The organism is Pseudomonas fluorescens, assembly GCF_902498195.1.
In the GTDB taxonomy this organism is placed as follows: Bacteria; Pseudomonadota; Gammaproteobacteria; order Pseudomonadales; family Pseudomonadaceae; genus Aquipseudomonas; species Aquipseudomonas fluorescens_BU.
Map to the genome: position 1 here is coordinate 427003 of NZ_CABVIY010000005.1, position 25696 is coordinate 452698.

The following is a 25696-nucleotide window of genomic DNA, read 5'->3' on the forward strand; positions in this document are numbered from 1 at the left end:
CTACGAAACGTACTACGTGATGTGCTCCTGACGCCTTGGCTGCCATTGAGGCGTTCCTGCGAGTGATAGTGACAATGGATTGTTCATACACGGCGTGAAGACTATCGTTGGCAGCTACCCGCAAAGGTCCGACGCCGATGAATTTGCAGGACATGCCATTACTCGCTCCCACACAAATCGAGCCGCAACCGACAGCCGACTTATTGGGCGAGCCCTTCAGCCAGGCCGCCGCCGACGGCTTCACCCTCGGCGGCTTCACGTGGCGGCATGCGGCCCGGGACACATCCCGCCCGGTCGTCATCATCAACGCCGCCACGTCGGTCCGCTGCCGCCACTACTCGCGCTTCGCCGATTACCTGTTCGCCAACGGCTTTGATGTGATCACCTACGACTACCGTGGGATCGGCGAATCGCGTCCAGCCTCGCTCAAAGGCGTTCAAGCTTCATGGACCGACTGGGGCGCACTGGATTTCGAAGCGATGCTCCAGCGTGCACAGCGCGAGTTTCCCGGTCAGCCGATCGATGTGGTCGGCCACAGCTTTGGAGGCTGCGCAGCGGGCCTGGGAGCTTCTGGCCACCTGATCCGGCGTCTGGTGACGGTTGGCGCGCAGTTCGCCTACTGGCGCGACTACGCGCCCGTCCATCGCTGGCGAATGTTCGGCAAGTGGCATGTGGTGATGCCATTGGTGACGATGATCTGCGGTTACTTCCCAGGTAAACGCCTCGGTTGGCTGGAAGACACACCCGCCGGCGTGGTCAGCGACTGGAGCACATCGACACCCCGCTACGAAAAACGCCCCAGCGGTCGCGCTATGCAGGCAACCACCGGTCGCCTGCCGTTCGCCACCGTCAGCGCAGAAGTCCTGGCGATCAGCATCAGCGACGATCCCTACGGCACCGTCCCGGCCATCGAACGCCTGCTCGGTTACTTCACCGGCAGCACAAATACCCACCTGCGCATTGCTCCCGAAGACATCGGCGAAGCAGAAGTCGGACATTTCGCCTTTTTTCGCAGCGCATACCAAGCCACACTATGGCCCATTGCATTGTCCTGGCTGCAAAACGGCGAACTGGCCCCCGATACACCCGGGCGGACAGTGCCACGCAACTGAGCCACTGCCCTTTCAACGAATTACGGAACGACGCCCATGGCCTCCGCCAACAAGCAGCAAAAACGTGCCACCCGCGCCAAGGCCAAGGCCAAGCAGAACCGCACGCAACGGGCCGCCGCCCCGGTCGAGCTGGACCCGAACGATGACCGCATCGACTTCGAGTCGGTGGATCTGACCGAGCTGTTCAAGAAAATGATCGACGCCGAAAAGACCAGCCAGCAAGCCATGTGCACCGCGTTCCTCGAAGACCCGCTGCTGGAGCTGGTGTACGAGCAGGAAGGCGAAGAAGGTGCGATGGACTTCATCCTCGCGGCGCTGATCGAGTATCGCCAATGGTCCACCGAAACCGACGAAGCCGGCGCACTGGCATGGATCGAATCCCCGGCCTTCCAGGCTGACTACGTGGCGGCGTCCGACGCTATCGCAGCCCAAACCCAACAGAAACCGAACTGAGTTCCCATGGCCTCCCTGAACAAGCAACAGAAACGCGCCAAACGCGCAAAAGCCAAAGCCAAGCAGATCAATATCCACGGCAGGAAACCCGCCGCGCTGGACGATGACCTGGGCGAAATCGGCGAGCCGATCCCGGAATACACCCTGGCGATGTTCAGCAAAATGCGTGATGCGGAAGCTGTCAGCCGCAGCGAAATGCTCTCCGTGCTGCTGACGAACCTCGCCTTCATCATCATTGACCATCCAGAGCTGCTGGATTTGGAAAACGCCGACGACGAAGGCATGGCCGCCACCCACCTGGCCGCCGACATGCTGATCGACTACCGCATGTGGGCCGACGGCATGGACCGCGAGGCCGCTCAAACATGGCTGAGCGACCCGCAGTTCATCGCTGACTTCGGCGATGCACTGGACGTCTACCGCCAGTCGCAGGATTCGCCGGAAGAAAAAGCCGAGTAAGGGATACGGCGCAAACAAAAACGGCCGCTTGTCATCACTGACAGCGGCCGTTTTGCGTTACGCGGTATGGATCAGTTCAAGACCACCGCGCCATTTTTTTCCAGCTTGCGACGACGAGCCACCAGCAAACCGGCGGCAACCACCAGAGCGCTGAGCAGACCGGTCGCGAGGATTTCCACGCGATGGGCATCCTGGAACAGCATGATGGTCAGGGCCGCGACGATGAAAATGATCACCGCGTAAGTCAGGCCAGGGAACAACCACATGCTGAAGACAATTTTCTCACCGCGAGCCATACGCTGCTTGCGCATGCGCAGTTGCGAGATCGCGATCACCAGGTACACCAGCAATGCGATTGCACCGGAGCTGGCCAGCAAGAATTCGAACACCGCCGCCGGGGCCACATAGTTGGCGAACGTTGCCAGGAATGCGGCGCCTGTGGACAGCATCACAGCCCAGTAAGGCGTGCCGCTTTTGTTGGTACGGGTGGACAAGGCCGGTGCATCGCCGCGCTTGCCCAGGGAGAACAACATACGCGAGGAGGTGTAGAGCGCCGAGTTCAGGCAGCTGGTTACAGCAACCAGTACCACAATGTCGACGATCATCTTGGCGTTAGGGATGCCCATGCGCTCAAGCACGGTCTGGTAAGAACCCAGGCTGGCCAGAACTGGATCGTTCCATGGCACCAGGGCCACGACAATGAAGATCGACACGAGGTAGAACAAGCCGATCCGCCAGATCACCGAATTGGTGGCCTTGGAGATTTGCTTGCCCGGGTTTTTCGATTCCGCGGCCGCAATGGTCACGATCTCGGTGCCCATGAAGGAGAACATGGTGGTCAGGATGGCACCCAATACCGCGCCCATGCCGTTCGGCAGGAAGCCTTGGGTGTCGAACAGGTGCGATACGCCGCTGACCTGGCTGTTCGGCAGGAAACCGAAGATCGCCGCCACGCCGAGAATAATGAAACCGATGATCGCCAGCACTTTGATCAGGGCAAACCAGAACTCGAACTCACCGTAGTTCTTCACGCTGAACAGGTTGGTCACGGTCAACAGCATGGTGATGACCAGGGCGAAGGCCCAGATGTCCACGCCAGGGAACCAGGCGTGCAGGATGGTTGCGGCGGCGTTGGCCTCCAGCGGGATTACCAGCACCCAGAACCACCAGTACAGCCAGCCAATGGTGAAACCGGCCCAGTGACCGATTGCGCGATCGGCGTAAGTGGAGAAGGAGCCGGTGTCTGGCGAAGCAACAGCCATTTCACCCAGCATGCGCATCACCAACACCACCAGCATACCGGCGGCGGCGTAGGCCAACAGCACGGCTGGGCCTGCGGCAGCGATCGCGTGGCCCGAGCCAACGAACAAGCCGGCGCCGATAACACCGGCGATCGACAGCATGGTCACATGACGCGGTTTAAGCCCCTGTTCGAGGCCGTTAGAGCTTTGGGTACTGCTCATTGAAACTACCTTTGTAAGGAAAAGCGAATGCGTGCATCCCGTTTGAATTTCCTCTCTGTAAAAAGAAACCAACGGGGCGTTCCGGAATCTGCACGCAATAATTGCGCCAAAATGTTTCAAAACCCTCTAATCCGCCGATCTCGAACAGACCGGTCAGTCATCGCAAGTCATTGAGTGTAATAGCATTTTGCCAGAGCGTTACCCTGTGACCCACTTAATGAACGAAATCGCGCACCGGAAACACACCCCTATATCCCTCAGCGCACATTAAAAGTGCGTTTGGCCGGTTAGCGCTTCCAACCCCCCGCCAAAGCTGGCAACATCGCGCCCTTTTTGCGACAGCCGACCCGCTTTCCATTGGGAAGCACGCTTCAAACGGCTGTTCGGTTGTTGATGGGGCGACAGTCTGCTGTGCCGATGCGACAACCTGCGACATGCCACCCGCTTACCACCCGTAGCGCTGTTGGCTGCCATTGAAACGCTATGCTAGGTTGGCCGCCTCGCCAGGAAGGCCACCAACAGCAGGAGCGCAACATATATGAGGAACGCACATGGCTGAGGCCACGCCCGCGCTTGAAATCCGCAACTTGCACAAACGCTACGGTTCGCTGGAGGTGCTCAAAGGCGTCTCGCTGACCGCCCGCGACGGCGATGTGATCTCGATCCTGGGTTCCTCCGGCTCCGGCAAGTCCACGTTCCTGCGCTGCATCAACCTGCTGGAAAACCCGCACCAGGGCCAGATCCTGGTGGCCGGTGAAGAACTCAAGCTCAAGGCCGCGAAAAACGGCGAACTGGTCGCTGCCGACGGCAAGCAGATCAATCGCCTGCGCAGCGAAATTGGTTTTGTGTTTCAAAACTTTAATCTGTGGCCGCACATGAGCGTGCTCGACAACATCATCGAGGCCCCGCGCCGCGTGCTCGGCCAGAGCAAGGCCGAAGCCATCGAAGTCGCCGAAGCCTTGCTGGCCAAGGTTGGCATCGCCGACAAGCGCCACGCCTACCCGGCGCAATTATCCGGCGGCCAGCAACAACGCGCGGCCATCGCCCGCACCCTGGCCATGCAGCCCAAGGTCATCCTGTTCGACGAGCCGACCTCCGCCCTTGACCCGGAAATGGTCCAGGAAGTACTTAATGTCATCCGCGCACTGGCCGAAGAAGGCCGCACCATGCTGCTGGTCACCCATGAAATGGGCTTCGCCCGTCAGGTCTCCAGCGAAGTGGTGTTCCTCCACCAGGGCCTGGTAGAAGAGCAAGGATCGCCACAGCAGGTGTTTGAAAACCCGCTTTCGGCGCGCTGCAAACAATTCATGTCCAGCAACCGCTAACGGAGCTACCCGCATGCAGAACTACAAAAAGGTCTTCCTGGCTGCCGCCGTCACCCTGGCCTTCAGCGCCGGTGCCATGGCCGAAACCCTGAAGATGGGCATCGAAGCGGCCTACCCGCCGTTCAACAATAAAGATGCCAGCGGCAATGTCGTCGGCTTCGACAAGGAAATCGGCGACGCCCTGTGCGCCAAGATGAAAGTCGAATGCACCGTGGTCACTTCCGACTGGGACGGCATCATCCCGGCCCTGAACGCCAAGAAGTTCGACTTCCTGATCTCCTCGATGTCGATCACCGACGAGCGCAAGCAAGCGGTGGACTTCACCGACCCGTACTACTCCAACAAGCTGCAGTTCATCGCGCCTAAAAACGTCGACTTCAAGACCGACAAGGACGCGCTCAAAGGCAAAGTGATCGGCGCCCAGCGCGCGACCCTGGCCGGCACCTTCCTGGAAGACACGTACGGCGACGACATCACCATCAAGCTCTACGACACCCAGGAAAACGCCTACCTCGACCTGACCTCCGGTCGTCTGGATGGCATCCTGGCGGACAAATACGTCAACTACGAGTGGCTGAAAAGCGACGCCGGCCGTTCTTACGAGTTCAAGGGCGACCCGGTGGAAGAAAGCGACAAGATCGGTATCGCAGTACGCAAAAACGACCCGATCCGCGAGAAGCTCAACGTTGCGCTGAAAGAAATCGTTGCTGACGGCACCTACAAGAAGATCAACGACAAGTACTTCCCGTTCAGCATCTATTGATACTGACCTGCCGGACCGGCGCCGTCTCCCGACGGCGCCGGTCCCCGGCCTTGCCTGCCGCGATACGAAAAGAAATCCATGATTATCGACCTCTACGGATTCGGCCCGGCGCTTGCCGCTGGCGCGCTGATGACTGTGAAACTGGCACTCTCGGCCCTGTGCCTGGGGCTGGTGCTCGGTTTGCTCGGCGCCTTGGCCAAGACTTCCCCGTACAAGCCGCTGCAATGGCTTGGCGGTACTTATTCGACCCTGGTTCGGGGTATCCCGGAATTGCTCTGGGTGCTGCTGATCTACTTCGGCACGGTCAACCTGATGCGTGCCCTGGGTGAGTTCTTCGGCAACCCGGACCTGGAACTCAACGCCTTCGCCGCAGGCGTGATTGCGCTGGGCCTGTGTTTCGGCGCCTACGCCACGGAAGTGTTTCGCGGCGCGATCCTCGCCATTCCCAAAGGCCATCGTGAGGCCGGTGTGGCCCTGGGTCTTTCGAAATGGCGGATCTTCACCAAACTGATCATGCCGCAGATGTGGCGCATCGCCCTGCCCGGCCTGGGTAATCTGTTCATGATCCTGATGAAAGACACCGCGCTGGTGTCGGTGATCGGCCTGGAAGAAATCATGCGTCACGCGCAAATCGGCGTGACTGTGTCCAAGCAACCGTTCACCTTCTATATGGTCGCCGCCTTCATGTACCTGGGCCTGACGATTCTGGCCATGACTGGCATGCATTTCCTGGAAAAACGCGCCGCTCGCGGCTTCGCGAGGAGCACCCAATGAACTGGGAAGTCATCATCAAGTGGCTGCCGAAACTGGCCCAGGGCGCAACGCTGACCCTGGAACTGGTCGCCATCGCCGTGATCGCCGGTTTGTTGCTGGCGATTCCACTGGGCATCGCCCGCTCGTCGCGCCTGTGGTGGGTGCGGGCATTTCCCTACGGCTACATCTTCTTTTTCCGTGGCACGCCGTTGCTGGTTCAGCTGTTCCTCGTCTACTACGGCCTGGCGCAGTTCGACGCGATCCGCAACAGCTCGATGTGGCCATACCTGCGCGATCCGTTCTGGTGCGCCACGGCCACCATGACCCTGCATACCGCGGCCTACATCGCCGAAATCCTGCGCGGCGCGATCCAGGCCATTCCCCCGGGCGAGATCGAAGCCGCACGGGCGCTGGGCATGTCAAAACCCAAGGCGCTGTTCTACATCATCCTGCCCCGGGCGGCGCGCATCGGCCTGCCGGCCTACAGCAACGAAGTGATCCTGATGCTCAAGGCCAGCGCCCTAGCCAGCACCGTGACCCTGCTGGAACTGACCGGCATGGCCCGGACTATCATTGCGCGGACCTACCTGCCGGTAGAAATCTTCTTCGCCGCGGGCATGTTCTACCTGCTGATGGCTTATGTGCTGGTACGCGGCTTCAAGCTGCTGGAGCGCTGGCTGCGCGTCGATGCCTGCCAAGGGCGTTGATCCCCAGGTGTTGACGGGCGAGGCCCTGCTCGTCCGTTTCACCGCGCTGGATGCTTTTCTGACACAGCATCAGGCCCTGTGGAAACCCCGGCCGTTCACTCATCTGCACCTGTCCTGGGAAACTTCCTACCCAGAGCTGGCCTCATGGCTACGCGGGCGGTCGCTGGAGGACGCGGAAACTGCTCACAACCAACCCGCCTTACTGGGTGCGCCGGAGCCTTTTGCTTCGTTGGCGACGATGTCCCTTGCGCTAAGCGCTGTGGATGAATTGCCCGCCCATGCGCTGGAAGCCGCGAGCCATCGATTGAATGTCGACGTACCCGGCCGCAAGTGGCAACAGATCGAAGCCTTCGCCAGTCGATTGCAATTCGCCGAGGCGCCCAAGCATTGGCTGGACTGGTGTTCCGGCAAAGGTCATTTGGGGCGGCGTTTGCTGCAACCCGGCCAACAGTTGACCTGCCTGGAAGTCGACCCGGCCCTGGTTGCCAGTGGCCAGGCCCTCAGCCAACGGCACCAGTTACATGCGCTGCACGTCCAACAGGATGCACTCGCAGCCAATGCGGCCACTTTGTTGAACGCCGGGTCCACCCCTGTCGCGCTCCACGCTTGCGGTGATCTGCATGTGCGTTTGATACAGCTCGCCAGTGCCGCAGGTTGCAAGCAAATCGCCCTTTCCCCTTGCTGCTACAACCGGATCAAACTGACCCAGTACGCTACGATTTCCTCTGCCGCCCAAAGCTCTGTACTACAGCTATCCCTCGACGATCTCGGGCTACCGATGAGCGAAACAGTGACCGCTGGCGCACGCGTTCGACGCCAGCGTGACACTTCAATGGCCCGTCGCCTGGCATTCGACCTGTTGCAACGACAGCTGCGCGGCGTCGACGAATACCTGCCGGCCCCTTCCCTGCCCAGCACATGGCTCGACAAACCCCTCGCCGATTACTGCCAGCACCTGGCCTCGCTCAAGGAGTTATCCACAATCGGCCCGCAGAATTGGCCTGCACTGGAAACCGCCGGTTGGCAACGCTTGGCGCAAGTGCGCAATCTGGAGTTGCTGCGCGGACTTTTCCGACGCCCATTGGAGCTTTGGCTGGTGCTCGACCGCGCGCTTTTCCTGCACGAGCAGGGCTACCGGGTTCAACTCGGCACCTTCTGCGAAACAGCGCTCACTCCGCGTAATCTGCTGATAGTGGCGGAGCGCACTTAAAGCATCGCCGCCTGTGGATAACTCTGTTGATGAAAATATCGTGGATCCAATATTTACAGCTGTATCAGGGGTGAAACGACACTGTTCAGAATTCGTACACCCGGATAAAAAACCCGAAAAACAGTGATTTGCGATCGGATGAGAACGGATCCACAAATTCGTCATATAGGCCGTGCTTCGCGAATCCGGTTGTGCATAAGCGCTGGCTCAAAAGAACATAACCACAGAACCAAAGGGCTGTTCGAGCAGAAAAGGCACACATCAGTCAGCAAGAGACCGTGCCCGGAGATGACCTGAAAAGCGCAGAACAAGGCGACAGACGAGTCGTATCCGTCCACGACAAAGCCTCGCGTAAAAATAGTCTGAATTCAGGGGTTTACAGAACCAAACCAATCGCTATAATCGTCGCCCAACACGCCGGTATAGCTCAGATGGTAGAGCAACTGACTTGTAATCAGTAGGTCCCGGGTTCGATTCCTGGTGCCGGCACCATACAAAACGAAGGCTCGCAGAAATGCGGGCCTTTGTTGTTTCTGGGATTCGGTGTCGTTCAATCAAAATTTCAGGCGAAACACCGTTCGCCACATGTTTTTGAGCACCGATCGCTGGTGCTTCTTCCAGTTGCGTTCCCACCATTCATCCTCATTGATGGCCACTGAGAGAATATTGCTGCCTGCCACAGCCGCTGCGTGCTGGCGGAAAAGCATGGGGAAAACACAATGTTGTTTTATTCGCTGTTTGAATACGACGTCTACAGGCGTTCCGGAATAAGACGTTTCGGCCAGGACCTGACAGCCCTCGCGCGAGATGATGTAGGCGTGAAGCGCAACGATTTTTCCACGTGCAATGAACGGAAACCAGGTCAGCCAGGTGCGGCCCATGCTGTAGCCCAGATGCAGCGTCTGGAATTTTTTTCCTCGGATGAACCGATTGACCCACCGAACCTGCATGGCGCAAAACCTGTACGGTTTCGCGTCGTCCTCGAAGATTAGAATTCTCTGCCAATGTTCGGCCAAGGCCATTTTGACGAGCGCCTGGTGCGACTCGTAACAACCCTGGACCGGATCACTGCTGCGCTGCGCAATAAAGAATTCAATCGGGTTGGAAATCAGCGGTGCGACGGTCCGTTGAAACAATGCCCGCCTGTCTTCGCGTTCACTCAGTGAAATACAGAACACGCGATCCACGTCAAAAAAGACCCTATCGAAAGTGGTTACCATCAATGACGGTCCAGTTCTGACGGGGCGTTCGATTGACCGTTGTGAACTCGACGGCGATGCAACTTCAAGTACTGCAATCGAAATCCCTCAGTGACCCTCCGTAGCCACGCGCCACGGGAAAGAATCAATGATCATTGGGAGTTCGATACTGCGTATGTCAGACACTTCTGAAAATGTTGACCATCACATCTGAAGCGGAAACAACAAAGCCCTCGTATTGCTACGAGGGCTTGGTTGTTTCTACCGTTTGAAGTTCAGGGCTTAGTGACCTGCGCTCTGGCCACCATCCACGTGCAGGATTTCGCCGGTGACGAACTTGGCGCCGTCCAGGTACACGACTGCGTTGGCGATGTCATCGATGTCGCCCATGTGACCGACCGGGTGCAAGGCGCCCAGTGCGGCGTGGGTTTCTTCGCCGTGCATCGGGGTCTTGATGATGCCAGGCGAAACAGCGTTTACCCGAATGCCGCGCTTGGCGTATTCGATCGCCAGGGATTTGGTCGCCGCGTTCAGGCCACCTTTGGTCAGCGAGGCCAGTACCGATGGCACGCCGTCGATGGCGTGGTCGACCAGGCTGGTGGTGATGTTGACGACGTGGCCGCTGCCCTGTTTTTCCATCTCGGCGATGGCCAGTTGGGTAATGTAGAAGAAGCCATTGACGTTGACCGACAGCACGTTGGCGTAGTCTTCAGCGGTGTACTGGGTGAACGGCTTGGCAATGAAGATCCCGGCGTTGTTGACCAGGGTGTCGATACGGCCAAAACGTGCGATGGCTTCGCGAATCACCCGTTGAGCGGTTGCCGGTTCGCCGATGTCGCCGGCCACGGTGAGGATGTCCGGGTCGGTGGACGGCTTGATCGAACGCGAGGTCGCGACGATCTGGTAGCCGAGTTCACGGAAGGCCTTGACCATGCCGTCGCCGAGACCTTGGGATGCGCCAGTGATGACGATGACTTTTTTCGAATTGCTCATGATGTAGACCTCTAACAATAATGGGATTTGAAATGGGGTGAATCAGGCTTCAGCAGGGGCCGACGCCATTTGTCTCAACATTTGTTCGTAGTACTCGACTGACTGCGATCCAGACACCAGGTGACGGCCGTTCAGCACCATGGCCGGGACCGAATTGATGCCGTGCTGGCGGTAAAACTCCTCAAGCTCACGCACTTCGTCAGCGAACGCGCCAGACACCAGCACCTCGCGTGCCCGGGTTTCGTCCAACCCGGCTTCACCCGCCAACCGCACCAGCGTCTGCTGATCACTCGGGTTCTGGCCTTCGCTGAAGTAAGCGCGCAGCAGGATCTTCTTCAGCGCCACCTGGCGTCCCTCTTCCAGCGCCCAAAGCAACAACCGGTGAGCGTCGAAGGTGTTGTAGAAGTGAGTACGTTTTTCCAGGTCGAACTTGAAGCCGAGGGCCGCACCGCGCTCAATCTGCATCGCTTTACCGGCAGCGACGTCCTGGGCTGTGCGCCCGTATTTGCGCATCAGGTGCTCGACGGCTTTTTCGCCCTCGGCCGGCATGTTCGGGTTCAGCTCGAAAGGCTTGTAGGTCAGCTGCACCGAAATGTCGCCCGACACGTTCTCGATTGCCTGCTCCAGCGCTGTTGCCCCCAGCGCGCACCATGGGCACACCACATCGGAGACGAAATCGATGGTCACCGCGGCCGTCATGACTGCCCCTCTTCCGCCAGTTGCTTGCGGTACTGAGTGGTCGTGATCCCGGCGTAGCCCCAGTTGTCGGTGTCGACTTCTTCGATCACGATGTGGGTCAGGTCAGGGCGCTTGTTGAGGACGCGTTCCAGTGTTTCAGTGATTTCGGCGATCACCTGAGCTTTCTGCTCAGTGGTAACCCCGTCGCGGGTGATGCGGACACTTACGAAAGGCATTGAGGAATCTCCAGTGACCTTCCCGTCTGGATGATGGGAGAGGCGTTGGAGCTCAATGTAGGCAGTTAGCTGGAGGGGATAAAGATGGGAACGGGAACATCATTAGTTACGTGGTGTAATTTATTTGAAAGACGTTTCAAACGTCGCGCGATATTTTTTGCAGCGAAATCTCACAAATTGCAGGCACAAAAAAGCCCCGAACCAGTCGGGGCTTTCCTTAGTGACGAGCCTTTGAATCAGGCCTCAACACCGCAACCCATCATCAGAAAATGTTGATCGGGTAATCCACGAACACGCGCAATTCGTTACCGCTGACGTTGTATTCGCTCGACTTCTGCGACACGCGCAGCACCGAACTACGCAGTTTCACGCTCAGGTCTTTGGCCGGGCCGCTCTGCACGACGTATTTGAACTGGTTGAAGATTTCGCGCTCGGTACCGCCTTCGCTGGTGGAGGTGGTGATGTTGTCGCCACGCACGTAGGCGAAGTTGTAGCTCAGGCCCGGGATGCCGAAGGTGCTGAAGTCCAGGCCATAGCCCAGTTGCCAGCTGCGTTCGTCTTCGGCGTTGAAGTCGGACCAGTAGGAGTTGGCCAGGTAGATGGTGTTGCCGCCGTCGCCGACACGGTTCTGGCCTTTCTGGTAGCCGCCGTAGGCATAGCCCAGGTTGCTGTCGCCCGTGCTGCGCTGGTAACCGAGGGTGAACGAGTGAGGGCCAGTGGCGTAGGTGCCCGCCAGGCTCCAGATTTTGTTGTCGTCGCCGGTTGCACCGACTTCGCGGACGTAGGAGTCGTCCAGCTTGGTGCGGTAGCCGTTGAAGTCCAGGGTCAGGGACTGATCCTTGGCGAGCGGGAACACGTAGTTGGCGTTCACGTACTGTTTCTTCAGAACGTCTTCCACGTCGGACGCGTACAGGGAAGCCTTGAATTGTTCGGTGAACTGATAGCTACCGCCCAACACGTTGATCGACTTCAGGCCACCGCTGTCACGGCCTTCGGCGCTTTTGCGCGATTCGGCGGTGAAGCGACCGGCGTTCAGTTCCAGGCCCTTGATCTCCTTGGAGGTGATCAGGGTACCGGTGTAGCTCTCTGGCAGCAGGCGCACGTTGTCGTAGCTCAATACTGGCAGGGCCGGCATCTGGTCGCCGTAGGTCAGTGTTGTGCTCGACAGACGGAACTTGACCGCTGCGCCACCCTTGGACAGGTCATTGGCCGCGCTGCCGCTATCGCCCTGTTTGAAGAAGTCGATACCACCGGCGCCGCTACGGCCCTTGCCGCCGTCCAGGCGCAGTGCGTACAGACCGAAGGCGTCCACACCCACGCCCACGGTGCCCTGAGTGAAACCGGACGAGAACGTACCGATGGCCGCTTGGCCCCACTCGGCTTTGTCTTCGTTACCGTTCTTGTAGTCACGGTTGATGTAAGCGTTGCGCAGCAGCACTTTGAGGCTGCTGTCTTCGACAAATCCCTTGGATTCGGCCTGGTCGTTAGCCATGGCCTGTGAAGCGCTCAAAATCCCCAGAGCGATCAGGCTGATTCGCTTGTTCAACATTTTATTTTTTTCCTTAATACGGGTTGATACGCGCTGCGCCCAACAGTAGAAACGGCGCTTTGGCGCTCTTTTTTCACCTTAAAACAAAAAGGCCCGCGCACGAGCGAATCGTGGCGGGCCTATTTGTAATTTTAAGAGTCATGGCGGTTAGCCACAGGCGTTGGCCGAATCGTAGCCGCGCCCCTGACGTTGTGTCAATTTCATGAATCTTCTGTATGTAGGCGAAAATCGTCTAAGAAATGGCTTTACTTGGCAGGAAATTTCAATTGTTTCCAATTTAAGACGCCTGTAAATGATTGGACACGACGAAAGTAACAATCTAGACATAATTGGAAACAATCAATCAGAGGAACATTTCAAGAATAATTAACGGAAGTAAATAGCAAGCATTACCATTCGCACCCTGCACGCTACACCCTAAAAATCCTACGGATGCGTTCCTCAATGCCTGCCCCATTACGCCTTTCGCCCTTCAGTCTTGGGCTTTCTGCTTTGCTGTCTGCCGGTTTTTCCTACGCTGCCCCCACCACTTTACCCGCCACCGCCATCAGCGCCGAAGCTGAGGCCGATGACCCGCGTGTGAAGGAAACGAATACGGCGACCCGTACCAACACACCGGTGCGCTACGTTCCGCAAGCCATCGATTCGATCAAAACTTCGAACGTCGTCGATTACGGCACGAATGATCTGGGAACAGCGCTCAGCGGAATCCCCAACGTCAGCAGCGGCGCCGACACCCGCTTCGACAGCCTGCGCATCCGGGGCTTCGATGCCAGCAACGACTTCTATCTCGACGGCATCCGCGATGACAGTCAGTACGTGCGCGACTTGCACAACATCGAGCGAATCGACGTGCTCAAAGGCCCGGCAGCCGTCCTCTATGGCCGTGGCAGCCAGGGCGGGATCGTCAACCGGGTCAGTAAGCTGCCGGAATTCGGTCGCCGCTCGACAATCGAAGCCCAGGGTGGCAGCGACGATCTGCGCAGCCTGTATGCCGACCTCAGCACCGACCCTTCCGAAAACATCAGCCTGCGCCTGAACATGGGCAACATGGACCAGAACAGTTTCCGCGATGGCGTGAGCGGCAATCGCCAACTGTTCGCGCCGTCGATGAGCTGGCAACTGACCCCTGACCTGAACTGGCTGGTGCAGTACGAATACAGCCGCTACAACCGCACGCCGGATCGCGGCATCCCCGGGGTAAACGGCCGCCCGGCTGATGTGGGCCGCGATACGACCTACGGCAGCGAGCACGATTTCATCGACGACAAGTCGCAATCCCTGCGTTCGAAACTCACCTATGAACTCAGCGACAACTGGCAGCTGCGCCAGACCCTCGGCGTGTTCAAGCTCAACAGCGACTTCGACAACACTTACCTGACCGGCTACACCCCGGCCACCAACCGGGTCACGCGCCAACACTGGCAACAGGACCTGACCACCCGCAACATCTACAACAACGTTGAACTGGAAGGTGGTTTCGATACCTTCGGCCTGGAACATCGCCTGCTGACCGGGATCGAGATCGGCAGCCAGCGGCGCGATCCGACCTTGTACACCGCCGCCACCACGGGACCGGGCAGCTCACCCGTGCCCTCGCTGGACCTGAATAATCCCAATCGTGATGTGCGCCACACCGGGCGCATGCAGGTTTCGAGCAGCTCGCACACCGAGGTCGAAAGCCGTGCGGTGTATGTGCAGGACCAACTGCATCTGAACGATCAATGGCAGTTGCTCGCCGGTTTGCGCTACGACACGTTCGACATCGAGTCGACCAACAAGCTGCGGGACATGTCCGAAGACCGTGACAGCCATAGCACCAGCCCTCGTGTAGGACTGGTCTGGACGCCGCTGCAGAACCATTCCTTCTACGCCTCCTGGTCGAAAACGTTCTCACCGGTCGGCGGAGGCTTGATCGGTATTACACCCGGCGCCGCAGGTAACACCAATGACCTGAGTCCCGAGCTGACCCGGCAGAAAGAAATCGGCGTGAAGAGCGACTGGCTGGATGAGCGCCTGAGCACCACGCTGGCGATCTACGAACTGGAACTCTACAACCGCCGCACCAGCGACCCAAACAACCCGACCGTCACCCTGCTCACCGGCAAGCAACGTTCCCGCGGGATCGAGTTGACGGCCACGGGCAAGATTGCCGGCAACTGGTACGTGCGCGGTGGCGTGGGTGTGCAGGATGCCACGGTGGAAAAGGACAACAACGGCTTTGAAGGCAAACGCATCAGCAACGTGGCCAAGCATAACGGCAGCCTGTTCCTGACCTGGAAACCGGAAATGGGCTGGTATGCCGAAACCGGCCTGACCCTGGTCGGCGATCGCTATGCGGACAACCTGAACACCACGGTCCTGCCGGGTTACGGACGCTGGGATGCACTGGCAGGCTTCCGGCAGAAGGATTGGGATTTACGCGCGGCGCTGAACAACATCAGCGACAAGACCTACTACTCGTCGGCGACCAGTGCGGCGCAGATCCAGCCGGGGGAGCCGCGTAGCGTGGTGGTCACTGGAACCTACAGTTTCTAAACACTGCCAATTCTGTGTTCACGCTCGACTCCTGTGGGAGCGGGCCTGCTCGCGAAAGCGATGTGTCAGTCACCCTCTCTATCGACTGACATGCCCTCTTCACGAGCAAGCCCGCTCCCACATTTATTTTTCATCGCCCATAAAAAAACGCTGCCATCCCGGCAGCGCTTTTGTTTGATCAATCCGTTGTTTTTCTTCTTATCCTTCCATCACATCCCACAACGCATCCAGCTCCGCTTCGCTGAATAAACCAGCGGGGTAGCGCTCGATTATCGTCCGGCGCGGATCAGTCTCGCTGATCTGACGCGTTCCATTGGACTTGAACCAGTGCGCCAGAATCTGGAGCGATTCGTTATTGACTGCCAGGGGATGCAACGCCCGCTCGCTCACTACATTTACTTCGGCGTTCATTTCAGCGCTCTCTCCTGGTTTGTGAGCGGCCTAACTTTATCCAAGGTTTATGACAGAACGACTAAGTTCTCCCCCTCCCTGTTTTGCACCCAAAGCGATACAAGAGCTGTGCCAATATGTACGAAATAGCGACAGATAAATACAAAAAAGCCCGCAGTCCTGATGGACTGCGGGCTGTGTGCGGGGCAAATCGCGAAAACGTTTGCGCGAAATGATTTCGCAATCAACTCAAGCTGTTACGCACTCACTCAATTCTTGTGAGGCGCCGGCTGTTGTTGGGTAAGGCAGTGAATGTTGCCGCCGCCCAGTAACAGTTCGCGACCCGGGACCATCACCACTTCGTGCTGCGGGAACAGTGCCTGCAGAATCTCTTTGGCAGGGCCATCCAGTGGGTCATCGAAACTCGGGGCGATAATGCCGCCGTTGACGATCAGGAAATTCACGTAGGAACCGGCCAGACGCACCGTAGGATTGCGTTCCTGAGTGCCGTCCACCGGGTCGACGCCGGCACACTCTTCCTCGGTCGCGTACAGCGGGCCCGGGATCGGCATTTTGTGCACCGTAAACGGGCGGCCCTTGGCATCGGTGCTGTTTTGCAGCACGTTCATCGCGGCCTGGCAGCGTGGGTAGTTCGGGTCCTGCGGATCGTCGGTCCAGGCCAGCAGCACTTCGCCCGGACGCACGTAGCAGCAGAAGTTATCCACATGGCCGTCGGTTTCGTCGTTGAACAGACCGTCCGGCAGCCAGATGATCTTATCCACAGCCAGATGATCTTTGAGCACCGCTTCGATTTCCGCACGATCGAGGTGCGGATTGCGATTGCGGTTGAGCAGGCATTCTTCGGTGGTGATCAGCGTGCCTTCGCCATCGACATGGATCGAACCGCCTTCGAGCACGAAGCCCTCGGTGCGGTAGCGTGGGCTGCGCTCGATCTCGAGAATCTTGCCGCCCACCTGCGAATCACGGTTCCACGGCGAATACAGGCCACCGTCGAAACCGCCCCAGGAATTGAAATCCCAGTTCACGCCACGGACTTCGCCGCTGTTATTGATGACGAACGTCGGGCCGGTATCCCTGACCCAGGCGTCGTCGCTGGACATTTCCACAACGCGGATATTCGGCACGTCGAGGCGGGCACGGGCGTTTTCATACTGGCCGGCGGACACCGCCACGGTCACCGGTTCGAAACGCGCAATGGCCTTGGCCACCGCCACGTGCGCGGCTTGCGCCGGTTTGCCGCCCAGGCGCCAGTTGTCCGGCCGCTCGGGCCAGATCATCCAGGTCTGGGTCTGGGGTGCCCACTCGGCCGGCATGTAGAAGCCGTCGGCGCGCGGGGTGCTTTTCAAAGTGGTCATGTCGATCAGGACTCCAGGGTTCCGTCGAGGGTTTTCAGCGCGCCGTACAGGTTCGGACGACGGTCACGGAACGAGCCCCACGCGCTGCGGATGTGTTCCAGTTGGTCGAGGTCGAAGGTGTGAACCAGAATGCCTTCTTCGGTTTCGTTGAGTTCCTGCACCTTCTCGCCGAACTGGTTGGCGATGAACGACGAACCATAAAAGGTAATGTCGTAGCCGTCTTGTTCTTCATTGCCGATGCGGTTACTGGCGATCAGCGGCATCAGGTTAGCGCCGGCGTGGCCCTGTTGCACGCGTTGCCAGTGATCACGGGATGAAATGGTCTTGTCGTGGGGCTCGCTGCCGATGGCGGTCGGGTAGAACAGAATCTCCGCGCCCTGTAACGCCATGCTGCGCGCGGCCTCCGGGAACCACTGGTCCCAGCAGATGCCCACGCCGATTTTCGCGTAGCGGGTGTTCCACACTTTGAAGCCGGTATCGCCCGGGTTGAAGTAGTACTTCTCGTGGTAGCCAGGACCGTCCGGGATGTGGCTTTTCCGATAAATCCCGAGGTTGCTGCCGTCGGCGTCGATGATCGCGATGCTGTTGAAGCGCGCGCGGCCCGCCCGCTCGTAGAAGCTGATGGGCAGCACCACTTGCAGTTCCCTGGCGACTTTCTGGAAGTGCTTGATGGCGACGTTGTCTTCGACCGTCGTGGCCAATTGCAGGTAATCCGGGTTCGGCTTCTGGCAGAAGTACGGCGCCTCGAACAATTCCTGGATCAGGATGATCTGCGCGCCTTTGGCGGCGGCTTCACGGACCAGTCTTTCAGCGACCTCGATGTTGCCTTCCAGGTCCCAGGAACAGGCCATCTGGGTGGCGGCAACGGTAACGATACGGCTCATGGATCATCTCCGGGCAAGTGCTTGACGGTCGGGCATGGCTTTTCCGCGCCCTGGCATTGCCGACTTTATATCCGATAAATATCGACTTTTAAAGCTGCCAATCTGCCTTTCGTCTAAAATTACCCACTTAAACCCGATAACAATCGAACTATTATCGTACTTCACCCGTGGGAGCGGGTAAACCCGCGATATCGGTTTTACAGATCTTCGGCGAGCACCTTCGAAAGCATGTCCACAAAGAAATCCACGCTCTGGCGAGACGTCACCATCGGCGGCTTGATCTTGAGCACGTTCAGGTAATCACCGGTCGGCTGCATGAAGATGCCCAGGTCGCGCAAGCGATCGCACAGCGCCGTGGTTTCCTCGGTGGCCGGCTCCAGGGTTTCGCGGTTGCGGATCAACTCCACGCCCAGATAGAAACCGGAACCATGCACCGCGCCCACCAACGGATGAATATCGATCAGCGCTTCCAGACGCTCCTTGAAGTAACCGCCCACCACCTGGGCGTTTTCCCACAGCTTTTCTTCTTCCATCACATCCAGCACCGCCATGCCGACCTGGCAACTGACCGGACTGCCGCCCGCCGACGAGAAGAAATAACCTTCGGCCTCCAGCGCTTCGGCGATTTCCCGGCGTGTGATCACCGCGCCCAGTGGCTGGCCGTTGCCCATGCCCTTGGCCATGGTGATGATGTCCGGCACCACGCCCTGCTCTTCGAAGCCCCAGAAGAAGTGGCCCATGCGCCCGTAGCCGACCTGCACTTCATCGGCGATACACACTCCGCCCCGGGCGCGGACCATTTCGTAAACCTGCTTCAGATAACCCGGTGGCAACGAGATACCACCGGCATTGCCGTACACCGGCTCGCAGATGAAACCGGCCAACTGGCGTTTCTGTTCGGCGATTTTCGCCAGGTTGTGCTCAACGCTGCGCACGTAGTCCGGCGCGCTGTCCGGGCCACGGAATTCACCGCGATAGGTGTTCGGCGCAGTGACCGGATGCACCCAGTCCGGTCGACTTTCCAGGGCCTTGGGGTTGTCGGCGATCGAAGTCGACACCGCGTCCGCGCCCACGGTCCAGCCGTGATAGGCCTCCAGCACGCTCACCATGTCGCGCCCGCCGCTGTAGGCCCAGGCCAGGCGGATCGCCAGGTCATTGGCCTCACTGCCGCTGTTGACCAGGAACACGCGATCCATGGAATCCGGCGCCAGCTTCAGCAAGCGCTCGGAAAACTCGGCGACCGCCGCGTAGTTGAACCGCGAGTTGGTGTTAAGCAGCGACCACTGGCGGCTGGCGACCGCGGCCATGCGCGGGTGACCGTGCCCGAGCACGGCGACGTTGTTGAGCATGTCGAGGTAGGAACGGCCCTGCATGTCGATCAGGTGGTTGCGCCAGCCACGCTCGATGCGCGGCGGGTCGACGTAATAATGTTTTTGCGTGCGGGCGAAACTGGCGTCGCGACGGGCCAGCAAGGTCTGCGCATCGAGTTCCTGTTCAGCGTCGCAGGCCAGTCCCAGCAAGGCTGCCGGTGATGGGCACAGCGATTGCCAGGCCGCCGCGCGGGTCGGCGAGCAGAACAAGGGCGCGCTGAACGACGAATCCCGGCTCAATTGCACAAGCAGCGGTCCGCTGACGGCCCCCAACACCTGGCCTTTGACCAGCGCAGCGCCTGTGTGCAGCGAGGACGTAACGCCCCACAGTCGCACGCTCAGTTGCGGGCCATCCAGTTGCAGCACGCCCGGCGATGGCTGGTGAACCACCCCGGCAAACGGCGCCTCGACCGTCGTGCCTTGCGGTACACGCAACTCGACGTGCAACGGGCAGGTGTCCGGTTCGATGGCGCTGTCCGGACAAGTGCGGGACAGGCGATATTGCCCGTAGCGACTGGCCGCCAGACCGTGAGCCGCGGCGGCTTCATCCAGCAGGCGTTGATCGATGCCTTCCTGTTCCCAGTTGCCGGCCTCGAAGTGCGGGCTGAGCACGCCCAGATCGATCAGGGCAAATTCACGCCCCACCAGGCTCGGCAGCAGCGGTGCAAACCCTTCGCTGGCGATGCCGGGCAGATGCTGCCCGACCGCTGTCAGGATCGCGGCTTCCATCAACGCCAAGGGCACCGAGGTCGCGACGCGGAAAATCTCCCACTCGTGCGTCAGGTTGTCGCGACTGTAGGCATTGCCCGGGTCGATGCTGACCTGCTGCTCACCGCTGAGCACCAGCACCGCCGCACGGGCGACGATCAGCGGCCACAGCGCCAGCAACTCTTCATGCTGCAACGGATTGACCGCGTGATACGCCTGCACCGCCGGCAAAATGCAGAACGGATCGCCATCGCAGTGGTGCAGCAATGCCGCGCAGGTCACCGACAGATCGGTGATGCGCCAGGTGCGGACCAGGTCGCCAAAATCGATCACGCCCTGCAATTGCCACTGACGTTCGCCATCCCGCTGCCACACCACGTTGTCGTCGGTGATGTCCATGTGAATTGCCTGCAGCGGCAGCTTGTCCTGCAACGGTTGCAGGTGGCGCCCAGCTTGCAGCGCGGCGTCGGCGATCAATTGGCGCTGGGCGTCATCCTGGATAATCGGCAGCAAGTGCGCGATCACAGCCTGTGCATGACGCGCATCCCACTGCAACGTGCGCTCCAGCCCCGGATGATCGAATGCCGCCAGCGCCAGGTCCATCTCGCCACACAAACGACCGAAACCTGCCACGACCGTACGGTTGAAATGATCGAGGTGGGTCAGTGACTGGCCTTCGATGTAGTCCAGCAGGCGCACATGCACCGCCTGGCCGCCGACCTCAAGGGACAGCAGGTCCGCACCGTTTTTCGCCGGGATCACGCGCGGGACGTGCACAGCGGGATGTTCGCCCAAATGCTTGAGCCCGGCATGTTGGGCCTGCAACTCCAGCGCCGAATAATCGCCCCGGCAGATTTTCAGGACAAAACGGCCCTGGTCGCTGTCGACGCGGTAGTTCAAATCCTGCTGGCTGCCCAGGGCCTGTAACCTTCCGCTGAGCCCGTAATGCTCCTGCAACAGCTCTGACGCTTGCTCCGCAGACACTTGCGGGCTGGGCAAACTGGCGCGATGAATCAACGTGGCGAGCGGCATGAAACAGACCTCTTCAATGAAGGTGTTAAATTTATTAGGCGCCTATATCGCCATTGCGCGAGCCGATACGCAACCCCCGAACCTGCCCTGCACGCCCAGTGGTGACTCGCACCCGCCGACTCTTTGCGCAAGAATGACGCCCAGCAACGCCCACTGTCGGAGAAAACCATGAACGTTATCGCCACCGAGCTACCCGGTATTCTGATCATCGAGCCTCGGGTACTGGAGGACGAACGTGGTTTCTTTTACGAAAGCTTCAATGCCGACGCGTTTGCGCATGCGACCGGTGTGCAGGCGACCTTCGTTCAGGACAACCACTCGCGCTCGAAGAAAGGCGTCCTGCGCGGTCTGCATTACCAACTGGAAACGCCCCAGGGCAAACTGGTTCGCGTGGTCAGTGGCGAAATTCTGGACGTGACGGTCGACATCCGCCGCAGCTCGCCGAATTTCGGCAAATGGCTCGCCACCCGCCTTTGCGCCGAGCACCATCGTCAGTTGTGGATTCCCGAGGGTTTCGCCCATGGCTTTGTCGCATTGAGCGATACCGCCGAGGTGCTCTACAAAACCACCGACTTTTACGACCCGCGCGCCGAACGCACCCTGCGCTGGGACGACCCGGACCTTAATATCGACTGGCAGCTGGACGGAGCGCCCCTGCTGTCAGCCAAGGATCAAGGCGCATCACTCTTCAAGGACGCCGACGTCTTTGCCTAGGCATAATGTGCCCGTACCCACAGGCGCTCGATGCTCATGACCCCGACCCTCCCCCGCAGACCCCGCTGGCGCAGCCTGGCCCTGCTTGCGCTGTGCCTGGCGCCGTTGCTGTGGCCGCTGGAGCATCTGGCCGAGCGCTATTACCGCAGTGAACTGGTGGGGCAGAATCGCCAGACCCTCGACCTCTACGTCGCCAACCTGCTGGGCACCCTGCACCGCTATGAAGTGCTGCCGCAGATTCTCGGCGACCTGCCGGCCCTGCGCGCCGTGCTTGGCGCGCCGGACGACGGTGTCACCCAGGGCAACGCCAACCGCCTGTTGAAAAACATCAGCACCCAGACCGGCGCCGAAGTGATGTACCTGATGGACACCACGGGCAAGACCCTGGCGGCCTCCAACTGGGACAAGCACGACAGTTTCGTCGGGCGCAATTTTTCCTTCAGGCCGTATTTCAGCGAAGCCATGGCCGGGCGGCTCGGGCGGTTTTTCGGGCTCGGCACCACCTCCGCCAAGCGCGGTTACTTCTTCGCGGCGGCCGTGCGCAGTGGTGAAAAAGTTGCCGGCGTGCTGGTGGTCAAGGTCGACCTCGACCACACCGAAAGCCTCTGGGGCAAAACCCCGGAACAACTGCTGCTGACCGACCACAACGGTGTGGTCATCCTCACCTCGCGGCCTGAATGGCGCTTCCGCTCGACCCGCCCGTTGAGCGAAGACGAACGCAAGGCCATCAGCGCGATCCAGCCGTATCCGACCCGCGATCCGAAGCCCTTGAAGCTCAACCCCAATGCCTGGCTGACCCAGACCCAGGCCATCGCGGAAACCGGCTGGAATGTCAGCATCCTCGCCCCGCGCACCCTGATCGACCGTCCGGTGCGCACGGTGGTCGCCATCGGTGGCGCGACGCTGCTGGTGGTGATGCTGTTGCTCGGCCTGATGATGCAGCGCCGTCGTCATTACCTGGAGCGGATCGCCTTTGAAGCCAAGGCCCGGCTCGAACTGGAAGGCCGCGTCGCCGAGCGTACCAGCGACCTGGAAGGCCTCAACCGACGCCTCAAACAGGAAGTGCTGGAGCGCGAACAGGCCCAGCAAGAGTTGGTGCGCGCCCAGGACGATCTGGTCCAGGCCGGCAAACTCTCGGCCTTGGGGACGATGTCGGCCAGCATCAGCCACGAACTCAATCAGCCGCTGGCGGCCATCCGCAGCTACGCAGAAAACGCCGAAGTGCTGCTTGACCACCAGCGCACCGACGATGCCCGCGGCAACCTCAAGCTGATCAGCGAGCTGACCGGGCGCATGGCCTCGATCATTGCCCATTTGCGCGCCTTCGCCCGACGCGATCGCCACGCCCCGGAAAGCGTCGCCCTGCAACCGGCGCTGGACGACGCCCTGGCCTTGCTGGCCAAGCGCCGACGCAGCATGGAAGTCGAACTGATCCGCGATATGCCCGCCGCCACCTTGTGGGTCGAGGCCGGGGAAACCCGTCTGCGCCAGGTGCTCGGCAATCTGCTGGCCAACGCCCTGGACGCCCTGACGGAAAAAGGCCCGCCACGTAAACTCTGGTTGAGTGCCCAATCCACTGCCGACGGCGTCACCCTGTACATTCGCGACAACGGCCCCGGTTTCTGCATGGAGGCCCTGGGTCGCGCCAGCGAGCCCTTCTACACCACCAAGACCCGCACTCAGGGGCTTGGGCTGGGGCTGGCGATCTGCGAGACCCTGATGCGCGCCTTCGGCGGTGAACTGTCGTTTGCCAACCACAAGGAAGGTGGCGCCCTGATTACCCTGAAACTGCGTGCTGGCGCGCCGGGCGTAAGCCTGCAACCGTCCGAGGACCGAAGTGCATGACCATCGACAATCGCATCCAGGTCGTGTTGATCGACGACGATCCCCATCTGCGCCAGGCTCTGAGCCAGACCCTGGATCTGGCCGGCCTGAAAATCCTGCCGCTGGCCGAAGCCAAGGGCCTGGCCGCGCAACTGGAACGCGACTGGCCGGGCGTGGTGGTCAGTGACATTCGCATGCCGGGCATGGACGGGCTCGAACTGCTCAGCGAACTCCACGCCCAGGATCCGGAGCTGCCGGTGCTGCTGATCACCGGTCACGGCGACGTGCCGTTGGCGGTGCAGGCCATGCGCGCCGGGGCCTATGACTTTCTGGAAAAACCTTTTGCCAGCGACGCGCTGCTCGACAGCGTGCGCCGTGCCCTGGCCTTGCGTCGCCTGGTGCTGGATAACCGCAGCCTGCGTCTGGCCCTGAGTGATCGCAATGAGTTGAGCGCCCGCCTGGTCGGGCAATCGCCTTCGATGCTGCGGTTGCGCGAGCAAATCGGTGCCCTGGCGGCGACCAAGGCCGACGTGCTGATCCTCGGCGAAACCGGCGCCGGCAAAGAAGTGGTGGCGCGGGCGCTGCATGACTTGTCGAGCCGCAGAAACGGTCCGTTCGTGGCGATCAACGCGGGCGCGCTGGCCGAGTCGGTGGTCGAGAGCGAGCTGTTCGGGCATGAGCCGGGCGCTTTCACCGGTGCGCAGAAGCGGCGCATCGGCAAGTTCGAATTCGCCAATGGCGGCACACTGTTCCTCGATGAGATCGAGAGCATGAGCCTGGACGTGCAAGTGAAATTGCTGCGTTTGCTGCAAGAGCGCGTGGTCGAACGCCTGGGTGGCAATCAGTTGATCCCGCTGGACATCCGCATCATTGCCGCCACCAAGGAAGACCTGCGGCAGTCCGCCGATCAGGGGCGTTTCCGCGCCGACCTGTATTACCGCCTGAACGTCGCGCCGCTGCGCATTCCGCCGTTGCGCGAGCGCGGGGAGGATGCGCTGGTGCTGTTCCAGCACTTTGCCGACGAGGCCAGCGCCCGTCACGGCTTGCCGCCCCATGAGCTGCAACCGGGCCAACGCGCCCTGCTGCTGCGCCACACCTGGCCCGGCAATGTGCGCGAACTGCAAAACGCCGCCGAACGCTTCGCCCTCGGCCTGGAGCTGGCGCTGGACAACAACGAGGCGCAAGGCACCGCCGGCACGGTGGTGGAACTGGTCAGCGGCGGGTTGAGCGAGCAGGTGGAGAACTTCGAAAAAACCCTGATTGCCGCCGAACTGGCGCGCTCCCACAGCTCGGTGCGCAGCGTGGCCGAAGCCCTCGGCATTCCGCGCAAGACCTTGCACGACAAGCTGCGCAAGCATGGCCTGAGCTTCGCCGACAGCGGTGCCGCCAGCCACACCGATGAACTCGATTGAGCCCCCCATCAATCACCCATTGCACAAGAGGCCCCGAATGAGCCGCGACAGTCGTCAACTGGAATCCGTCCTCCACCACGACATCCCCCTCACCCGGGACATGGGCCTCAAAGTGCTCGACTGGCACGACCAGCAACTGCGCCTGCACTTGCCGCTGGACGCCAACGTCAACCACAAGAGCACCATGTTTGGCGGCAGCCTGTATTGCGGCGCGGTCCTGGCAGGTTGGGGCTGGCTGCATTTGCGCCTGAAAGAAGAAGGCATCACCGACGGGCACATCGTGATCCAGGAAGGGCAGATCAACTACCCGCTGCCGGTGACGGGCGATGCACATGCCATTTGCCAGGCGCCGAGCAGCCAGGCGTGGAAGAAATTCCTGACCATTTATCAGCGTTACGGCCGCGCACGCTTGACCCTACATACGCGGGTGGTGAATGCGGGCAGCGATGAGGATTCGGTGAGGTTTGTCGGGCAGTATGTATTGCACCGCTAGGCCCCTTCGCGAGCAAGCCCGCTCCCACATTTGATCTGCGTCGTGCACAAATGCA

At 60.1% G+C, this 25696-nt stretch carries 23 protein-coding genes and 1 tRNA gene; 14 read left to right on the plus strand and 10 right to left on the minus strand.

All coding sequences use genetic code 11. From position 1 onward, the window contains the following. Positions 1 to 137 precede the first annotated feature (137 nt). From F8N66_RS20675 to F8N66_RS20685, 3 genes are read left to right on the plus strand one after another with little or no spacing between them, the layout of a single operon-like run. The gene (locus F8N66_RS20675; RefSeq protein ID WP_150771949.1) at positions 138 to 1112 is read left to right on the plus strand and encodes an alpha/beta fold hydrolase; all 975 of its coding nucleotides are present in this window, start codon (positions 138 to 140) and stop codon (positions 1110 to 1112) included. Positions 1113 to 1148: 36 nt separating this feature from the next. After that, complete coding sequence (locus F8N66_RS20680; RefSeq protein ID WP_150771950.1) at positions 1149 to 1565, plus strand: hypothetical protein; 417 nt, start codon at positions 1149 to 1151, stop codon at positions 1563 to 1565. Between the two features lie 6 nt (positions 1566 to 1571). Beyond that, positions 1572 to 2024: a hypothetical protein gene (locus tag F8N66_RS20685; RefSeq protein WP_150771951.1), complete on the plus strand. Its 453-nt coding sequence runs from the start codon at positions 1572 to 1574 to the stop codon at positions 2022 to 2024. Positions 2025 to 2095: 71 nt separating this feature from the next. Here F8N66_RS20685 and gabP read toward each other — a convergent pair whose 3' ends face one another. After that, positions 2096 to 3487 (minus strand): GABA permease, encoded by a 1392-nt coding sequence (gabP, locus tag F8N66_RS20690; protein ID WP_150771952.1) that lies wholly within the window; start codon positions 3485 to 3487, stop codon positions 2096 to 2098. Between the two features lie 551 nt (positions 3488 to 4038). On the opposite strand from gabP, the gene F8N66_RS20695 reads away from it, so the two are divergent. From F8N66_RS20695 to F8N66_RS20720, 6 genes are all read left to right on the plus strand, one after another. Next, the gene (locus tag F8N66_RS20695; protein WP_007922616.1) at positions 4039 to 4812 is read left to right on the plus strand and encodes an ABC transporter ATP-binding protein; all 774 of its coding nucleotides are present in this window, start codon (positions 4039 to 4041) and stop codon (positions 4810 to 4812) included. Between the two features lie 13 nt (positions 4813 to 4825). Then, on the plus strand, positions 4826 to 5575 hold the full coding sequence (locus tag F8N66_RS20700; protein ID WP_150771953.1) for an ABC transporter substrate-binding protein: 750 nt from the start codon (positions 4826 to 4828) through the stop codon (positions 5573 to 5575). Positions 5576 to 5653: 78 nt separating this feature from the next. Then, positions 5654 to 6349: an ABC transporter permease gene (locus F8N66_RS20705; protein ID WP_060544038.1), complete on the plus strand. Its 696-nt coding sequence runs from the start codon at positions 5654 to 5656 to the stop codon at positions 6347 to 6349. Then, positions 6346 to 7035 carry an ABC transporter permease gene (locus F8N66_RS20710; protein WP_150771954.1) on the plus strand — a complete coding sequence of 230 codons (690 nt, stop codon included), beginning with the start codon at positions 6346 to 6348 and terminating at the stop codon, positions 7033 to 7035. Before F8N66_RS20705 ends, F8N66_RS20710 begins: the two co-directional genes overlap by 4 nt. After that, positions 7016 to 8245: a methyltransferase gene (locus F8N66_RS20715; RefSeq protein WP_150771955.1), complete on the plus strand. Its 1230-nt coding sequence runs from the start codon at positions 7016 to 7018 to the stop codon at positions 8243 to 8245. The genes F8N66_RS20710 and F8N66_RS20715 overlap by 20 nt, the downstream gene beginning before the upstream one ends. Positions 8246 to 8661: 416 nt before the next feature. Further along, positions 8662 to 8737: transfer RNA gene (locus F8N66_RS20720), tRNA-Thr, on the plus strand. Positions 8738 to 8799: 62 nt separating this feature from the next. Here F8N66_RS20720 and F8N66_RS20725 read toward each other — a convergent pair. The 5 genes from F8N66_RS20725 to F8N66_RS20745 form a co-directional block, all read right to left on the minus strand. After that, positions 8800 to 9465: a hypothetical protein gene (locus F8N66_RS20725; RefSeq protein ID WP_150771956.1), complete on the minus strand. Its 666-nt coding sequence runs from the start codon at positions 9463 to 9465 to the stop codon at positions 8800 to 8802. Between the two features lie 261 nt (positions 9466 to 9726). Further along, positions 9727 to 10437 (minus strand): SDR family NAD(P)-dependent oxidoreductase, encoded by a 711-nt coding sequence (locus tag F8N66_RS20730; RefSeq protein ID WP_150771957.1) that lies wholly within the window; start codon positions 10435 to 10437, stop codon positions 9727 to 9729. Positions 10438 to 10479: 42 nt separating this feature from the next. After that, on the minus strand, positions 10480 to 11136 hold the full coding sequence (locus F8N66_RS20735; protein WP_150771958.1) for a DsbA family oxidoreductase: 657 nt from the start codon (positions 11134 to 11136) through the stop codon (positions 10480 to 10482). After that, positions 11133 to 11351 carry a tautomerase family protein gene (locus F8N66_RS20740; protein ID WP_056852134.1) on the minus strand — a complete coding sequence of 73 codons (219 nt, stop codon included), beginning with the start codon at positions 11349 to 11351 and terminating at the stop codon, positions 11133 to 11135. Before F8N66_RS20740 ends, F8N66_RS20735 begins: the two co-directional genes overlap by 4 nt. Positions 11352 to 11613: 262 nt before the next feature. Next, positions 11614 to 12900, minus strand: coding sequence for an OprD family porin (locus F8N66_RS20745; RefSeq protein ID WP_150771959.1), 1287 nt, complete (start codon positions 12898 to 12900; stop codon positions 11614 to 11616). Positions 12901 to 13344: 444 nt separating this feature from the next. Here F8N66_RS20745 and F8N66_RS20750 point away from each other — a divergent pair, with 444 nt between their 5' ends. Then, the gene (locus tag F8N66_RS20750) at positions 13345 to 15438 is read left to right on the plus strand and encodes a TonB-dependent receptor (RefSeq protein ID WP_150771960.1); all 2094 of its coding nucleotides are present in this window, start codon (positions 13345 to 13347) and stop codon (positions 15436 to 15438) included. 198 nt (positions 15439 to 15636) lie between these two features. Here F8N66_RS20750 and F8N66_RS20760 read toward each other — a convergent pair whose 3' ends face one another. The 4 genes from F8N66_RS20760 to F8N66_RS20775 all read right to left on the minus strand — a co-directional run bounded on the left by F8N66_RS20760 (position 15637) and on the right by F8N66_RS20775 (position 21198). Then, positions 15637 to 15849: a hypothetical protein gene (locus F8N66_RS20760; protein ID WP_150771961.1), complete on the minus strand. Its 213-nt coding sequence runs from the start codon at positions 15847 to 15849 to the stop codon at positions 15637 to 15639. A 248-nt stretch (positions 15850 to 16097) separates the two neighbouring features. Beyond that, positions 16098 to 17204 (minus strand): agmatine deiminase, encoded by a 1107-nt coding sequence (gene aguA, locus F8N66_RS20765; protein WP_150771962.1) that lies wholly within the window; start codon positions 17202 to 17204, stop codon positions 16098 to 16100. A gap of 5 nt (positions 17205 to 17209) precedes the next feature. Next, entirely contained in the window at positions 17210 to 18088 is an 879-nt protein-coding gene (gene aguB / locus F8N66_RS20770; RefSeq protein ID WP_150771963.1) for an N-carbamoylputrescine amidase, read from the minus strand. Between the two features lie 197 nt (positions 18089 to 18285). Then, entirely contained in the window at positions 18286 to 21198 is a 2913-nt protein-coding gene (locus tag F8N66_RS20775; RefSeq protein WP_150771964.1) for an aminotransferase, read from the minus strand. A gap of 168 nt (positions 21199 to 21366) precedes the next feature. Between F8N66_RS20775 and rfbC the strand changes: the two genes are divergently transcribed. Genes rfbC through F8N66_RS20795 form a run of 4 tightly spaced genes read left to right on the plus strand, consistent with a single transcriptional unit; the run spans position 21367 to position 25641 of the window. Continuing rightward, positions 21367 to 21912 (plus strand): dTDP-4-dehydrorhamnose 3,5-epimerase, encoded by a 546-nt coding sequence (gene rfbC / locus F8N66_RS20780; protein WP_150771965.1) that lies wholly within the window; start codon positions 21367 to 21369, stop codon positions 21910 to 21912. A 36-nt stretch (positions 21913 to 21948) separates the two neighbouring features. Next, a complete protein-coding gene (locus F8N66_RS20785; RefSeq protein WP_150771966.1) occupies positions 21949 to 23757 on the plus strand; it encodes a sensor histidine kinase in 1809 nt (602 codons plus the stop codon). Next, positions 23754 to 25148, plus strand: coding sequence for a sigma-54-dependent transcriptional regulator (locus tag F8N66_RS20790; RefSeq protein WP_150771967.1), 1395 nt, complete (start codon positions 23754 to 23756; stop codon positions 25146 to 25148). Before F8N66_RS20785 ends, F8N66_RS20790 begins: the two co-directional genes overlap by 4 nt. 37 nt (positions 25149 to 25185) lie before the next feature. Then, positions 25186 to 25641: a thioesterase domain-containing protein gene (locus F8N66_RS20795; RefSeq protein WP_150771968.1), complete on the plus strand. Its 456-nt coding sequence runs from the start codon at positions 25186 to 25188 to the stop codon at positions 25639 to 25641. Positions 25642 to 25696: the final 55 nt, after the last annotated feature.